The following is a 13,724-nucleotide window of genomic DNA, read 5'->3' as shown; positions in this document are numbered from 1 at the left end:
ATCACCTCATCCACCGGGGCCGCGGGGGCCTCGGGCGGTGCCGTATCGTCCATCACCGGGGGTTCCACCGCCGCGCCGGGATCGGCTGTTTCGGCCTCCCCGCCCTCGCTGACGATGGCCTCCAGCCCCTCGTCGATCTTCGACGAGGATTTGAATAACCGATCCTTGAGCTTGGTGAAAAATGCCACGGGGGCCTCCGATCTGCTTTCCTTCGATCTAACCCCTGCCGCGGCGGGATGGAAGTCCGGGCGGCGATTGACACCTTCCGCGCCCCGCGCCACCAAAGACCATGCGTTTGTTTCTGGTAGCGGTTTTGACAATCTGGGCAGGCATGGCGTGGGCCGAGCCACCGCAGAAGTCATGTTCCACCGGCAAATGGGGACAGGTGCACTGCATCCGGGACGCGCATTTCGTCTTTGACACCTGCAACGCCATCGCAACCTTCGCGGATCGCCACGGGCTGAACCGGGATTTCTTTGCCCGGCTCATCTGGCAGGAAAGCCGGTTCGATCCCCACGCCTTGAGCCATGCGAACGCACGCGGCATCGCCCAGTTCATCCCCCAGACGGCAGCGCTTCGCGGGCTGGCCGACCCGTATAATCCCGCTGACGCGCTGGAACATTCCGCCGAATATCTGGCCGAAATGGTGCGCCGCTACGGGAACGAAGGGCTTGCCGCAGTGGGATACAACGGGGGCGAACGCCGGGTGGAAGGCTTCATCGAAGGCGGTGGATTGGCCCCCGAAACGATCGCTTATGTGCCCATCATCACCGGGCTGCCCGCCGAGGTTTGGCGCGACACGCCACCCGAGGATCACGATTTTGCGCTGTCGAAAACCGAACCCTTCGAGGCCGCCTGCGCCAGCATGGCCCAGAAACGCAGGCTGACGCCGCTGACCCCGCCGGAACCCAGCCTGAAGCCATGGGGCGTTCAGGTGGGCTTCGGCACCTCCAAATCAGCCGCGCGCGACAAGGTGGGTAGGCAGACCGCCGCCTGCCGGGCCACCGCCCAGAAGGAGCGGCTGGACCTCGTTTACCGCAAGAACAGGGTGTCGGGGCGGTCGGGCTTTTATTTCGCCCAGTTCGGCAGGGACAGTCGGAAGGGGGCACAAAGCCTCTGCGATAGCCTGCGACGGCAGGGATGCGTCTGCCTCGTGATCAAGAACTGAGGTCTTTCGCCGCCCGCTTCTACCTCAGGATGAAAGTTGCCCTCATTCGGGCCAACATCGGCCATATTCCGCTAACCATGCACCCCGCGAATCCTTGAATTCCAGTAGCTTCTGCAGACAAGATGGCGGCCTGTCCGACACTGACCGCGAAAGGAAAGCCCATCCGTTTCGACCTGCCCAGCCTGCCGTCCGCCCTGCGCGGCGCCGTGGAAGAGGCCCTGCGCGAAGGGGAGCATCGCCGCACGACGCGGCTGGATGTGAAGGGTCAGTATTTCTGGCTGAAGCGGGTGGAACGGCCCGGCCTGCTACGCCGCCTGCAGAAAGGCGACTCCGCCGCCGCTTTTGAGCGGGAACGGCAGACGTTGCACCGCTTCGGCGCGCTGGGTCTGCCGGTGCCCGAAATCATCGCCGAAGGGCCGGATTGGCTGCTGATGCCCGACAGCGGAACACCGCTGGACCGGGTTCTGCTGCACGAAGCCTGGACAGAATGCGACCGGCAGGAAGCTTTCGCCTCCGCCGGGCAGGCGCTGGCGCTTCTCCATCGTGAAGGGGTGAGCCACGGGCGACCCGCGATCAAGGATATTTGCTGGCAAGGCAGCCGCACCACCTTCATCGATTTCGAGAACCATCGCCCCAAGCTCGACACGCCGGACGGTCACGCGCGGGATCTGCTGATCTTCGCGTTGAGCGGGCTGGCCATAGGCAACGGGCCCACGCCCGCCATGACCGAAGCCTTCATCAGCTACCGTGCCAATGACGTTCAGGGTAACTGGGAACGCGCGCAGGACCGGGCGGCGCGGCTGGGCTGGGCCGACCTGATCACCAAGCCCCTGCAGATGCGCCGACCCGGAAAGGCTCGTGAATTCAAGGCGATACCCCACGTTCTTGAAGTGTTTTCGCGCAGGTGATGGGAAGATGGGGCCGCGGCCTGCGCCCCCGCTTTTCTGTCAGACTTCGTCCGGGAAATGCTTCATCACGCTGCGGATCGGGTTCGGCGCCGCCTGCCCCAACCCGCAGATGGATGCATCCACCATCGTGCTGCTGAGCTCCTCCAGCAGGCCCTTGTCCCAGTGGGGCGCCTGCATCAACTTGACGGCCTTTTCGCAGCCGACGCGGCAGGGCGTGCATTGACCGCAGCTTTCATCCTCGAAAAATCGCAGCATGTTCAGGGCCGCCGCGCGCGCACTGTCCTGATCCGAAAGCACGACGACGGCGGCTGAGCCGATGAAGCTGCCGTGGGGCTGAAGCGTATCGAAATCGAGCGGGATATCATCCATATGCGCGGGCAGCAGGCCGGAAGACGGCCCGCCGGGCTGATAGGCCTTCAACGCCTGCCCTTCGGCCATGCCGCCAGCCGCCTCGATCACATCCCGAATCGTCGAACCGGCGGGCAACAGATAGACGCCCGGTGCCGCCACGCGGCCCGATACCGAATAGGTCCGCAAGCCCCGCCGACCGTTCTTTTCAGTCGCGTTCAGCACTTCGGGCCCCTCCCGGCAGACCCGCGCGACCCAGTGCAGCGTCTCGACGTTATGGACGAGCGTTGGCCGCCCGAAGACCCCGACCTGTGCCACGAAAGGGGGCCGGTGACGCGGCAGACCGCGCTTGCCCTCGATCGATTCGATCATGGCGCTTTCCTCGCCGCAGATATAGGCGCCCGCGCCGCGCCGCAGATCGACGTATCCCGGTGCGATCAGCCCCGCCTCTTCGAGCGCACGAATTTCGCGCCGCAGAATTTCCAGCACCGCGGGATATTCATCCCGCATATAGAGAAAGACGGTATCCGCCTCGACCGCCCATGCGGCGATCAGCATCCCTTCGAGGAAAAGATGCGGCTGTCGTTCCAGATACCAGCGGTCCTTGAAGGTCCCCGGCTCGCCCTCGTCCCCGTTGACTGCAAGATAGCGCGGGCCCGCGTTGTCGCGCACGAAGCCCCATTTTTTGCCAGAAGGGAATCCGGCCCCGCCAAGACCACGCAGGCCGGAATCGAGCACCTTCTGCTGAACGGCCTTCCAGTCGCCCGAGGCGCGCAACTGCGTCAGCGTCTCATAGCCGCCGTCCGCACGGTAGGCATCAAAGGCTTCATAATCGGGAACCACGGCGTGGAAATCGCCCTCGTCTATGACGGCTTCGACCTTTTCGGGTGTCGCGTGATCGATGTGGCGATGGCCGATCTCCAGCACCGGGGCGGTGTCGCAGCGGCCCATGCAGGGCGCACGCATGACCCGGATTTTCGCGGGATCGCAGCCCTTTTCCAGCGCGGATTTGAGCGCCTGCGCGCCCGCCAGTTCACAGGACAGCGAATCGCAGACCCGGATCGTCAGGTCGGGCGGGGCCGGTTCGCCCTCTTTCACCACATCGAAATGGGCATAGAAGGTCGCGACCTCGTAGACCTCTGCCATGCTCAGGCGCATTTCCTCGGCCAAAGCACGCAGATGCGCTGCGGAAAGACGGCCATATTCATCCTGGATGAGGTGCAGATGCTCGATCAGCAGATCGCGCCTGCGCGGGCGGTCGCCCAGCAGCGCGCGCACCTCTTCCCATGGTCCATCCTGAAGCTGACGGCCCTTGGTGTGATGGCGTCCCTTCCCCTTGCCGGATTTCCAGACGCCCTTGCGCGGTTCAGATCCGGTTGATGTGCTGCTTTCATCGAGCGCCATTTGCGACCCCTCCGCTTTCGGTTCCCGCGGAGCCTAGCAAATGGTTCACGGAGCGAAACTCCGAAAAACGTTCATGTCCCGGCGCGAAACGCCCGCCCGGCGACGCGATGTCTCCTTTGACGGACGCCGCTTCGCGTATAAGAACATTCCGACCCTGCAGGAGCCGCCGATGTTCTGGTACGCCATCGCCACATTGACCCCCGCCGCGGCGCTCGCCCTCGCCTATGTTCTCGGTGGTGTCTGGCCATGGATTGCCGTCGGGTCGATCACCCTGATGGTCCTGCTGATGGACAGGATACCGAATGAGTTGCCCGCCTCCGACCGGTCGGGGCGGTGGCTCAACCTCCTGCTGGCCGGAGTGCATCTGGTGCTCCTTTTCGGCGGGGTCTGGGCCATCGCGGGCGGCTCCGACCTCTCCGGCCCGGGCCGGGTGGCGAGCTTTCTGGCCCTCGGTCTCTATGCCGGGCAGGTCTCCAATTCCAACGCGCATGAGCTGATCCACATGGCCCCCCGGTTCCTGCGCCTTGCCGGGGCGACCGTCTATGTCTCGCTGCTGCACGGGCATCATGTGTCGGCCCATCTGCGGGTGCATCATGTCCATGCGGCGACGGACGATGACCCGAATTCCGCGCGACTGGGCGAAGGGTTCTGGGCCTATGCCCTGCGCGCCCTGCGGGGGGAGTTCATTGCCGGCCTGCGAGCCGACACCGCGCAGCGCCAGCGGGCCCGGGCAAGGCCCACGGCGCTCAGCCACCCTTACGTGTTCTATGTCGGCGGTGCGGCGCTGGCGCTTTTACTGTCCTTCGGTTTGGCGGGATGGGACGGGCTGGCGGTGCATGTCGGGGTCGCCGCCTATGCGCAGCTTCAACTGCTGCTGTCGGACTATGTGCAGCACTATGGGTTGCGCCGCGGTCTGCGCGCCGACGGGCGCCGCGAACCCGTGGGCCCGCAGCACAGCTGGAACGCGCCCTCGTGGTATTCAGGGGCGATGATGCTGAATGCGCCGCGCCATTCCGACCACCATATGCGCCCCGGGCGGGCATTCCCGGACCTCAGCCTCGATCCCGTAAAGATGCCGATGCTGCCCCGGTCCCTCCCGGTCATGGCCACGATCGCGCTGGTGCCGCCGCTCTGGCGAAGGGTGATGGACCGGCGGGCCGCCCGCTGGCAGGATGCCGCTGCGGGCTGAGCCTTTCCCTTCCCCAAGCCCGGGCTTTCTGGCAGGCTTCTCTCATGCCTGGCCGCGTCCTATCCCTGTTCCTCGCCGCTGCGCTTGCCGCGCAGGCCGCCCCTACGCGCGCCGAACCCACGATGAGCGCCGCAGAGTTCGATGCCTATACACGGGGCAAGACCCTGTTCTACGGGCAGAACGGGCGCCCCTACGGCGCGGAGGTCTACCGCGACAACCGGCGCGTCCAGTGGTCCTTCCTCGACGGGGTCTGCAAGGAGGGGGAGTGGTACGAGGAAAACGGGATGATCTGCTTTACCTATGAAAATGAACTCGATCCCCAGTGCTGGACCTTCCGGGAAGGCGGCAATGGCCTGATCGCCCGGTTCGAAAACGACCCCGCGGCCACCCAGCTATACGAAGTGGACGAAGCCGGGCAGGAACTGATCTGCCTCGGCCCCAAGGTGGGCGTCTGACCGGGGGCGCGGCCCGCCGGACAGACATAAAGGTCAGAACAGATCGCCCTGCTCAGGCGGCGGATCGCTGCGCTTGCGGGGGGCGCTGCGCCGGGTGACATCCACGGTACCGTCGGCAAATTCGATCTCCAGCGCAGCGGCCCGCCGGGCTGCCGCCGTGTTCGTGACCAGCTTGCCATCGGCCCGAACGACGGCATAGCCCCGCGCCAGCGTTTCCTTGTAGCCGAGGGTGGAAAGCGCCCTGCCCAACCCTTCCAGCTTTTCGCGACGGCGGGCCAGATTGCGCAGCATCGCGCGGTCGACCCCTTCGGCCATCGGGCCAAGCCGGTCGCGCTGGCGGATCAATTCCCGTTCGAGCATCTGCGGGCGGAACCGTTCTACGCGCGCGGTCAGGCGGTCGGACTGTTGCTGCATTCGCCGGTCGAGCGCGGGCCTCAGCCGGTCGGCCAACTGCGCAAGGCGACGTGCGTCCCCCGCCAGAAGGCGCGTCAGCACGGAATGGCGCAGGCCCCCCGCCACATCGGAAAGCCTAACCCGCCGCTTCTGCACGCCGGACGTCAGCGCGGGGCCGAGCCGCGCGCCCGTCATGTCAAGCCGCTGGCGCGGTCCGTCCAGCAGGGTGACCGGGCGTGGCAGGGCGCGCGCAAGGTCGCGCAGGCGCTGGTCCCGTCTGCTCAGACATTGCGACAACGCCTGAACCATGCGCGCCTCCTGCCCTTCAAGCAGGGCGGCGAGTTCGTGCCGGACAGGCACCGCCAGCTCCGCCGCCGCCGTGGGCGTAGGCGCGCGCCGGTCCGACACATAGTCGATCAGCGTCGTGTCCGTCTCATGGCCCACCGCCGAGATCAGCGGGATGGCAGACGCCGCGGCGGCCCGGGCGACCACCTCTTCATTGAAACCCCAGAGATCCTCCACCGAGCCGCCGCCGCGCGCCACGATCAGCAGATCGGGCCGGGGCAGCGCCCCGCCGGGCGTCAGGGCGTTGAACCCTTCGATGGCGCGCGCCACCGCGGGGGCACAGCCCGGCCCCTGCACCGCGACGGGCCATATCAGCACCTTGCGGGGAAACCTGTCGCGCAGCCGGTGAAGGATGTCCCTGATCACCGCCCCGGAGGGGGAGGTGATCACGCCGATGATCTCCGGCAGGTAGGGCAAGGGCCGCTTGCGGGCGGGATCGAAAAGCCCTTCGGCCTCCAGCGCCTTCTTGCGCTTTTCCAACAGGGCCATGAGCGCACCGGCCCCGGCGGGCTGGATATCCTCGATCACGATCTGGTACTTCGATTGCCCGCCAAAGGTGGTTACGCGGCCCGTGGCGATCACCTCCATCCCTTCCTCGGGCTGGGTGTCGAGCTTTGCGGCGGTGCCCTTCCAGATGACGCCGGCGATCACCGACCTATCATCCTTGAGGTCGAGATAGAGATGCCCCGACCGCGGCCGGCTGACACGCCCGACCTCGGCCCGGATTCGGACATGGCCGAATTCCCCCTCGATCACGCGCTTGATCGCGCCCGAAAGCTCGCTGACGGTAAATTCCGGGCTGTTTCCGCCCGGCTGCGGATCGTCGATCAGGTCCATCCCGGTCCATTCTTGTGCAACTGCTCGTCGCAGAATAGAACGCCCCAAATCCGAGGCCAAGCAGATCAGGAGCGCCCATGAACATTCTCATCCTCGGTGGCGGCGGACGCGAACATGCGCTGGCCTGGGCCGCGCTGCAGAATCCGCGCTGCGACAAGCTGATCGTGGCCCCCGGCAACGCGGGAATCGCCGCCATTGCCAGCTGCGCCGATCTCGATATCACCGATGGGGCCGCGGTGGTCGCCTTTGCGGAAGGCGCCAGCATGGATTTCGTCATCATCGGCCCCGAAGCGCCGCTGGCCGCGGGTGTGGCCGATGACCTGCGCGCGGCGGGGCTGGCCGTATTCGGCCCCTCTGCCGGGGCCGCCGCGCTCGAAGCCTCCAAGGCCTTCACCAAGGAAATCTGCGCTGCCGTCGGGGCCCCCACCGCGGGCTACGGTCACTTCACCGATGCGCAGGCGGCTCGCACTTATGTAAAGGCGCAGGGCGCGCCCATCGTGATCAAGGCAGACGGCCTCGCCGCAGGCAAGGGCGTGATCGTCGCCATGACGGAGCGCGAGGCGCTCGATGCCGTGGATACGATGTTCGACGGTGCCTTCGGCGAGGCCGGGGCCGAAGTCGTGATCGAGGAGTTCATGGAAGGCGAAGAAGCCTCCTTTTTCGTGCTCTGCGACGGCGAAACCGTCCTGCCCATCGGCACCGCACAGGACCACAAGCGCGTCGGCGAAGGCGATACCGGCCCCAACACCGGCGGCATGGGCGCCTATTCCCCCGCCCCGGTTCTGACCGACGAAATCGCGGAACGCGCGCTGGAAGAGATCATTCGCCCCTGCGTGGCGGAAATGGCGCGGCGCGGACTGCCCTATCAGGGGGTGCTCTATGCCGGGCTGATGATCAAGGATGGCCATCCCCGACTGGTTGAATACAACGTCCGCTTTGGGGATCCGGAATGCCAGGTGCTGATGATGCGGCTGGGCGCGCAGGCGCTGGACCTGATGCTCGCCGCCTCGAACGGAACATTGGGGGAGATGCGGGTGAACTGGGCCGCGGACAACGCGCTGACCGTTGTGCTGGCCGCCGATGGCTATCCCGGCAGCTATGAAAAGGGCACCGCCATTCGCAACCTCGACACCCTGCCCGAGGACAGCATGAACATGGTGTTCCATGCAGGCACCGCCCTGCGCAATGGCCAGACCGTCGCGACGGGAGGCCGGGTGCTGAACGTCACCGCGCGGGGTGAAACATTGGCTGAAGCGCGCGACCGGGCCTACCGGATGGTGGATGCGATCGACTGGCCCGAAGGCTTCTGCCGCCGCGACATCGGCTGGCGCGCGCTCAACGAAGGCTGAACCCGCCCCGTCCCGCGTTCAGTGCGACCGCCCCTTCCAAATGGCAGAAAATCCCCCCCGGAGGGCCGGGTCGCTCCGGGCACGCCGCTGATTTTCAGGAGCATTCCAACGCAGCAGCGAACCCGGCGCGCCCTTCATGCGGGCCGATGTCCCGGGCGGTGACGGTCTCTCCATCGAACTGGAGCGCCAGCATCCGGGAAAAATCCGCGCTGGCGACGATCATCTCCGGCCCCGCTCCGCAGGTGCGGATACCCCCCGCGATGTCCGGCTCTCCGATCCGGTGGTTGGTCACGCCCGGAAAGGATGCAACCTCTTGCAGGCTCCCCTCCTCATAGCGCCAGATACGCAAGGTCTTTGCCAGATGGGGCCGGTCCACATAGGCCAGCTCCACCTTGCCGTCACCGGCCAGGTCCGCCGCACCCACGGGGGCGAGCCAGCGGTTGCGTTGCCCGATGAATGGCGTCACCGCGACCGGGCCAGTCGTATCGTAAAGGGCAAGCCGCGCGCCTTTGGAAAGGTCGCTTTCCACGACCATCACCAGCGGGCCGTGCTCTCCCACGTCGACGACGCGGGGGGCGACGTCTTCGAACACGCGATGCTCCGGGAGGCGCAGCGTCACCACGCGCTCTGCCTGTTCCGTACAATCGGCGCAGGGGGAGAGCGTCAGCCGCAGGGCGCCCCATTCGATCGCATCGCCGAGCACGCCGTGATCGTAGCGTTCCGTCGGTTCCGCGTATTCCGCCGCGATGATCGTCTCCGCCCGCGCGGGGGCGGTGACAATCGCAAGGCCACAGGCCAGCGCGGAAACGAGGGCGCGCATGTTCAGATCTGCTTTTCGGGCATCTGGACGCGCAGGCCGTCCAGCGCATCCGTCACCTTCAACTGGCAGGTCAGGCGGGACCGGGCGGGATCGGGCTCATAGGCGAAATCGAGCATGTCCTCTTCCATGTCGTCCTTGGGCGGCAGCTTTTCTACCCAGGCCGGGTCAACGTAGACATGGCAGGTGGAGCAGGCACATGCCCCGCCACAATCCGCCTCGATCCCGGGAATGTTATTGTCCCGTGCGCCTTCCATCACGGTCAGCCCGTTGGCGACCTCCACGACATGTTCCTTGCCGCCGTGTTCTACATAGGTGATCTTGGCCATTGCCCGCCTTCTCCTCGAAAATCCGTCGCTCGTGTCTAACCGTGCGCGGGGGGCGCTGCCAGCCCCTTTTCGCCGCTGCGCCCGGACAGGGCTTCACAGGGACGCGACGCGCGCCAGTGCTGGGCAAGGGGGATGAAACTGCGTAGGTTCAGGCGGAGTAAGCGTCATCTGAAAGGCCGCCGCATGCGCGCCCCCCTGTACGAATTGTTCTATCCCTGCCCCGCCGCGTTGGCGCTGACCCTGGCAAGCCTTGCGGGATGCGCCGATCCGGGCGGAGGCGCCGGGCGTCCCGCCGCCGAACCGCCCGAACCGGGTGTTGCGGTCGCGACCCGCGAGGGGCCGGCGGGCGCGCCGCCCGGCACCTGCTGGGGCAAGACCTTAACACCGGCTGTCATCGAAACGGTCACGAGCCAGGTGCAGGTCGAACCCGCCAAGATGGGGAAGGACGGCACGATCAGCGCCCTGCCCGTGTACCGGACTGAATCGAACCAGCAGATCGTGCGCCCCCGGCAGGAAAACTGGTTCGAGACACCCTGCCCCGATACGCTCGATCCCGAATTCTATGCCAGCCTGCAACGGGCGCTGCAGGCACGTGGTTTCTATAGTGGGGCGATCACCGGCATCTTTGATGGCCCCACGCGGGCGGCCCTGCGCCGCTATCAGCGGCAGGATGGGCCGGACAGCGAGGTACTGGCCCTCACCACGGCGCGCAACCTCGGCCTGGTGATCGTGCCGCTTTCGGCGCTGTAAAGAAGCAAAAAGGGCGCCCCGCGGGACGCCCTTGATCTTTCTGCTGTAACCCTGCGGTCCGATCAGCGATCGAGACCCAGTGCCACGAACCGCGGATCTCCGGCACGGCGCACCAGCAGCAGCAGCGATTTGCGCCCCGCTTCGCGGGCAGCGGCCACGCGGTCTTCGAAATCCGAGATGCTGGCTACCTTCTCCTGCCCGGCTTCGGTGATCACGTCACCGGCGCGCAGGCCTTTTTCAAAGGCTTCGGATGCCTCGTCCACCTGTGTCACGGCAAGTCCGTCCATTTCGGGGTCAAGCTCCAGCTCCTCGCGCATCTCGTCATTGAGCGGTGCGAGGGTCAGGCCCAGCAACTCCTTGGAAGTGGGGGCTTCGTCCTCATCGGGGAGCGCCTCTTCCAGATCGGGGGAGGCAGCGGCATCGGCATCTTCACGACGGCCAAGCACGACCTTCATTGTCTGCGACTTGCCTTCGCGCATGACGGTTACCCGTACGGAGGCACCCACCGGGCTGTTGCCCACCTGCCGGACAAGCGCGCGTGTATCGGCCACCTCGACCCCGTCGAAGGACATGATCACATCGCCGGTCATCAGGCCCGCTTCCTTGGCGGGGCCATCCGGCACATCGGTGATGAGCGCGCCGCTGGCCTTGGCAAGGCCCATGGCGTCGGCCACATCCTCAGTCACGTCCTGAATGCGCACACCCAGCCAGCCGCGCCGGGTCTCGCCGAACTCTTTCAACTGGTCCACGACGCGCGTCACCACGTTGGACGCCATGGAGAAACCGATGCCGATGGAGCCGCCGTTGGGCGACAGGATGGCGGTGTTCACTCCGATCACCTCACCGTCCATGTTGAACAGCGGACCGCCCGAGTTGCCCCGGTTGATGGCCGCGTCGGTCTGGATGTAATCGTCATAGGTGCCCGAAAGCGCCCGGTTCCGCGCGGAAACGATGCCTGCGGAGACTGAAAAGCCCTGACCCAGCGGGTTGCCCATGGCGATCACCCAGTCGCCCACGCGGGCGGCGTTGCTGTCGCCGAAGCTGACGAAAGCCAGCGGCGCGGGGGCTTCGACCTTGAGCAGAGCGATATCCGTCTTGGGATCGGTGCCGATCAATTCGGCCTTCAGCTCCTGACCGGAGAAGAATTCGATCAGGATCTCGTCCGCCCCTTCGATGACGTGGTTGTTGGTGACGACGAAGCCGTCCTCGGAAATGACGAAACCGGATCCCAGCGCGGAAGACCGGCGCGGGCGCGGACCTTCGCCATCGCGGTTGCGATCACGGAATTCGCGGAAGAAATCCTCAAACGGGCTGCCCTCGGGCACGATGCCCTGCGGGCCGGTGCGGCCTTCGACCATGGTGGAGGTCGTGATGTTGACCACGGAGGGGCTGATCTTTTCCGCGAGCGGGGCAAGACTTTCGGGCTTCGCCCAGGCGCCAACGGATTGAAGCGCGATGAAAAGCGCCGTGAGCATCGCCAGCAGGATGAGCGAAACCTGCGCGGGCTGAGCGGATTCCTGGGTTCGGGCGCGCGCCTGTGGCTGCATGGTCGTCTCCTGTCCTTGTGGATGGCCGGGGCCGGGATAGTGCTGGGCGCAAGACTGCATCCGCAACTTGCCCGCCGCAACATGAAACATGTATCCGATCACGGGGTTTTCAACCCGCCGGAAGCGGTGCATCAAGCAACATTGGGCCCTTCAACGGGGGCTGCGACAAAAGGATACACGCCCCCCTGGCCTTTTTCTGACGCTTGCGGGTCGGAGGTCATACGCCCAGTTGGAACGCCAGCCAGACCAGGATGAGCCCCGCCAGCGCCACCAGAAGGCCGACCTGCCGGATCGCCGTTTCAGGCAAGGTGCGAAGCGTTTCCAACAGCCGTTCCAAAAGCGAAGGGGCCAGCGCGTACACCAGCCCCTCCAGAACCATCGCAAGCCCTAGGGCCAGCAGCAGAAGGCTCATCTGCTTTCGCCTTCCTCAGACCTCACGCCCTGATCGGACCGCAGGTAGTTGAAGAATTCGCTATCAGGCGACAGAACCATGGTGGAGTTTTCGCCTTTCAGCGCCTGCTCATAGGCGCTCAACGACCGGTAGAACTCGAAGAATTCCGCGTCCTTGCTATAGGCGGAGGCGAAGATCGAGTTGCGTTCCGCGTCGGCTTCACCCTCGATGATGCGGGCGTCACGGCGCGCTTCGGAGAGGATCTCCTCGTAGGTACGATCGGCAAGCGCCGTGACGCGCTGCGCGGCTTCGCGCCCGCGGGCACGTTCATCCGTCGCTTCGCGTTCGCGTTCCGCGATCATCCGCTGCAGCGTGGCATCGAAGTTCTGCTCCGGCAAGTTGGTCTGGCGCAGCCGCACATCCACGATATCGAGGCCCAGCGCCGCCGCCCGGGCATCGGCGCGGTCACGGATCTGGTCCATCAGGGCAGACCGTTCGGGTGACAGGATCGTGTTCGACGTCACACCCTGCGAACCCAGAACCGCACGGATCTGACCTTCGAGAATACCGTTGAGCTGATCTGCAGCGCTCCGCTCCCCGCCGGCGCCGATGGCCTGACGGTACTGAACCACGTCGTCGATGCGGAACAGCACGAAAGCGTCGATCTCAAGCCGGCGGTCATCCGCCGGGGTGACTTCGATCACGGGTGTTTCCAGCGACAGGACGCGGTCGTCGTAGCGCACGACTTCGTCCAGCAGCGGCACCTTGAAGCCGATCCCGGGTTCGGTCCGAACCTGTTTGATCTGGCCGAAGCGCAGAACCAGCGCCTTTTCACGCTCATCCACGACGTAGATGGCGGAAAGCACGACGATCAGGGCGACGACCGCGACGGCAATGAGTATCTTCGTGGTCCGCATCAGTTCGACCCTCCGTTACGCCGCAACTCGTTCAGGGGCAGATATGGCACGACCCCCTGCCCGGTGCCGGACTGGTTGTTTTCGAGGATGATCTTGTCCACGTCGCCAAAGACCTTTTCCATTGTTTCGAGGTAAAGACGTTTGCGCGTCACCTCGGGGGCCTCGGCATATTCCTCGCGGACCGCTTCGAAACGGCTCGCTTCACCGACAGCATCGTTCACCACGCGGGCGCGGTACCCTTCGGCAGCTTCGAGAAGCTGGGCGCTTTCACCCCGGGCCTCGGCGAGGCGGCGGTTGGCGTAGGCGTCGGCCTGACGCTCCACCCGGTCCCGCTCCTGCTCGGCGGCTTGAACGTCACGGAAGGCGTCGACGACCGAAACAGCGGTGGTGTTGCCCTGCGCGTCGGTCACCTGCACGGTCTGGCTTGGCGGGTCGACCTTGTTGAGGTTGACGCGCAGCACGTTGATCCCGGACTCACGGTTATCGAGCGTGCCCTGGATCAGTTCCTTCACCCGCGCTTCGACAGCGGCACGATCCCGGTTCAGGATCGGCGCCAGTTCGGACTGGGCGATAACCT

14 protein-coding genes and 1 pseudogene are annotated in these 13,724 nt (G+C 65.7%); 6 read left to right on the top strand and 9 right to left on the bottom strand.

Annotated elements, in window-relative coordinates; translation table 11 throughout:
* Nucleotides 1-188: pseudogene (locus tag A3728_RS05670) on the bottom strand (signal recognition particle-docking protein FtsY); the annotation flags it as partial.
* A gap of 197 nt (nucleotides 189-385) precedes the next feature.
* Here A3728_RS05670 and A3728_RS05665 point away from each other — a divergent pair.
* Together A3728_RS05665 and A3728_RS05660 are read left to right on the top strand one after the other, a co-directional pair.
* Nucleotides 386-1,168 (top strand): lytic transglycosylase domain-containing protein, encoded by a 783-nt coding sequence (locus A3728_RS05665; RefSeq protein ID WP_236630415.1) that lies wholly within the window; start codon nucleotides 386-388, stop codon nucleotides 1,166-1,168.
* Nucleotides 1,169-1,290: 122 nt separating this feature from the next.
* On the top strand, nucleotides 1,291-2,076 hold the full coding sequence (locus A3728_RS05660) for a phosphotransferase (protein WP_067921043.1): 786 nt from the start codon (nucleotides 1,291-1,293) through the stop codon (nucleotides 2,074-2,076).
* A 39-nt stretch (nucleotides 2,077-2,115) separates the two neighbouring features.
* Here the strand turns inward: A3728_RS05660 and A3728_RS05655 are convergent, their stop codons facing one another.
* The gene (locus A3728_RS05655) at nucleotides 2,116-3,828 is read right to left on the bottom strand and encodes an NAD(P)H-dependent oxidoreductase subunit E (protein WP_067921041.1); all 1,713 of its coding nucleotides are present in this window, start codon (nucleotides 3,826-3,828) and stop codon (nucleotides 2,116-2,118) included.
* 169 nt (nucleotides 3,829-3,997) lie between these two features.
* Between A3728_RS05655 and A3728_RS05650 the strand changes: the two genes are divergently transcribed.
* Both A3728_RS05650 and A3728_RS05645 read left to right on the top strand, forming a co-directional pair.
* Nucleotides 3,998-5,017 carry an alkane 1-monooxygenase gene (locus tag A3728_RS05650; RefSeq protein WP_067921048.1) on the top strand — a complete coding sequence of 340 codons (1,020 nt, stop codon included), beginning with the start codon at nucleotides 3,998-4,000 and terminating at the stop codon, nucleotides 5,015-5,017.
* Between the two features lie 44 nt (nucleotides 5,018-5,061).
* Entirely contained in the window at nucleotides 5,062-5,472 is a 411-nt protein-coding gene (locus tag A3728_RS05645; protein WP_067921039.1) for a hypothetical protein, read from the top strand.
* Nucleotides 5,473-5,505: 33 nt separating this feature from the next.
* Here the strand turns inward: A3728_RS05645 and xseA are convergent, their stop codons facing one another.
* Nucleotides 5,506-7,047, bottom strand: coding sequence for an exodeoxyribonuclease VII large subunit (gene xseA, locus A3728_RS05640; RefSeq protein WP_067921037.1), 1,542 nt, complete (start codon nucleotides 7,045-7,047; stop codon nucleotides 5,506-5,508).
* 77 nt (nucleotides 7,048-7,124) lie between these two features.
* Between xseA and purD the strand changes: the two genes are divergently transcribed.
* Nucleotides 7,125-8,396, top strand: coding sequence for a phosphoribosylamine--glycine ligase (purD, locus tag A3728_RS05635; protein ID WP_067921035.1), 1,272 nt, complete (start codon nucleotides 7,125-7,127; stop codon nucleotides 8,394-8,396).
* 94 nt (nucleotides 8,397-8,490) lie between these two features.
* Here purD and A3728_RS05630 read toward each other — a convergent pair whose 3' ends face one another.
* Both A3728_RS05630 and A3728_RS05625 read right to left on the bottom strand, forming a co-directional pair.
* Complete coding sequence (locus A3728_RS05630) at nucleotides 8,491-9,216, bottom strand: hypothetical protein (RefSeq protein WP_067921033.1); 726 nt, start codon at nucleotides 9,214-9,216, stop codon at nucleotides 8,491-8,493.
* A 2-nt stretch (nucleotides 9,217-9,218) separates the two neighbouring features.
* The gene (locus A3728_RS05625) at nucleotides 9,219-9,542 is read right to left on the bottom strand and encodes a 2Fe-2S iron-sulfur cluster-binding protein (RefSeq protein WP_067921032.1); all 324 of its coding nucleotides are present in this window, start codon (nucleotides 9,540-9,542) and stop codon (nucleotides 9,219-9,221) included.
* Between the two features lie 183 nt (nucleotides 9,543-9,725).
* On the opposite strand from A3728_RS05625, the gene A3728_RS05620 reads away from it, so the two are divergent.
* Nucleotides 9,726-10,292, top strand: a complete 567-nt coding sequence (locus tag A3728_RS05620) for a peptidoglycan-binding domain-containing protein (protein ID WP_067921030.1) — start codon at nucleotides 9,726-9,728, stop codon at nucleotides 10,290-10,292.
* Nucleotides 10,293-10,354: 62 nt separating this feature from the next.
* Here A3728_RS05620 and A3728_RS05615 read toward each other — a convergent pair whose 3' ends face one another.
* The 4 genes from A3728_RS05615 to hflK form a co-directional block, all read right to left on the bottom strand.
* Nucleotides 10,355-11,839, bottom strand: coding sequence for a DegQ family serine endoprotease (locus A3728_RS05615; protein ID WP_067921046.1), 1,485 nt, complete (start codon nucleotides 11,837-11,839; stop codon nucleotides 10,355-10,357).
* A 217-nt stretch (nucleotides 11,840-12,056) separates the two neighbouring features.
* Nucleotides 12,057-12,251 (bottom strand): DUF2065 family protein, encoded by a 195-nt coding sequence (locus tag A3728_RS05610; protein WP_067921027.1) that lies wholly within the window; start codon nucleotides 12,249-12,251, stop codon nucleotides 12,057-12,059.
* Entirely contained in the window at nucleotides 12,248-13,147 is a 900-nt protein-coding gene (gene hflC / locus A3728_RS05605) for a protease modulator HflC (RefSeq protein WP_067921025.1), read from the bottom strand. Before hflC ends, A3728_RS05610 begins: the two co-directional genes overlap by 4 nt.
* The coding region (gene hflK, locus A3728_RS05600) for a protease modulator HflK (protein WP_150120662.1) at nucleotides 13,147-13,724 on the bottom strand (578 nt) is incomplete at its 5' end. The genes hflK and hflC, both read right to left, overlap by 1 nt.

The organism is Sulfitobacter sp. HI0040 (genome assembly GCF_001634885.1).
GTDB lineage: Bacteria > Pseudomonadota > Alphaproteobacteria > Rhodobacterales > Rhodobacteraceae > Sulfitobacter.
The sequence above is the reverse complement of the archived record's forward strand: the minus strand, read 5'-3'. Positions and strand labels throughout refer to the sequence as shown.

Coding starts and splice junctions, on each gene's coding strand:
- A3728_RS05625 (WP_067921032.1), bottom strand. CDS start 9,542: ATGGCCAAGATCACCTATGTAGAACACGGCGGCAAGGAACATGTCGTG.
- A3728_RS05615 (WP_067921046.1), bottom strand. CDS start 11,839: ATGCAGCCACAGGCGCGCGCCCGAACCCAGGAATCCGCTCAGCCCGCG.
- A3728_RS05620 (WP_067921030.1), top strand. CDS start 9,726: ATGCGCGCCCCCCTGTACGAATTGTTCTATCCCTGCCCCGCCGCGTTG.
- A3728_RS05610 (WP_067921027.1), bottom strand. CDS start 12,251: ATGAGCCTTCTGCTGCTGGCCCTAGGGCTTGCGATGGTTCTGGAGGGG.
- A3728_RS05655 (WP_067921041.1), bottom strand. CDS start 3,828: ATGGCGCTCGATGAAAGCAGCACATCAACCGGATCTGAACCGCGCAAG.
- purD (WP_067921035.1), top strand. CDS start 7,125: ATGAACATTCTCATCCTCGGTGGCGGCGGACGCGAACATGCGCTGGCC.
- xseA (WP_067921037.1), bottom strand. CDS start 7,047: ATGGACCTGATCGACGATCCGCAGCCGGGCGGAAACAGCCCGGAATTT.
- A3728_RS05630 (WP_067921033.1), bottom strand. CDS start 9,216: ATGCGCGCCCTCGTTTCCGCGCTGGCCTGTGGCCTTGCGATTGTCACC.
- A3728_RS05660 (WP_067921043.1), top strand. CDS start 1,291: ATGGCGGCCTGTCCGACACTGACCGCGAAAGGAAAGCCCATCCGTTTC.
- hflC (WP_067921025.1), bottom strand. CDS start 13,147: ATGCGGACCACGAAGATACTCATTGCCGTCGCGGTCGTCGCCCTGATC.
- A3728_RS05645 (WP_067921039.1), top strand. CDS start 5,062: ATGCCTGGCCGCGTCCTATCCCTGTTCCTCGCCGCTGCGCTTGCCGCG.
- A3728_RS05650 (WP_067921048.1), top strand. CDS start 3,998: ATGTTCTGGTACGCCATCGCCACATTGACCCCCGCCGCGGCGCTCGCC.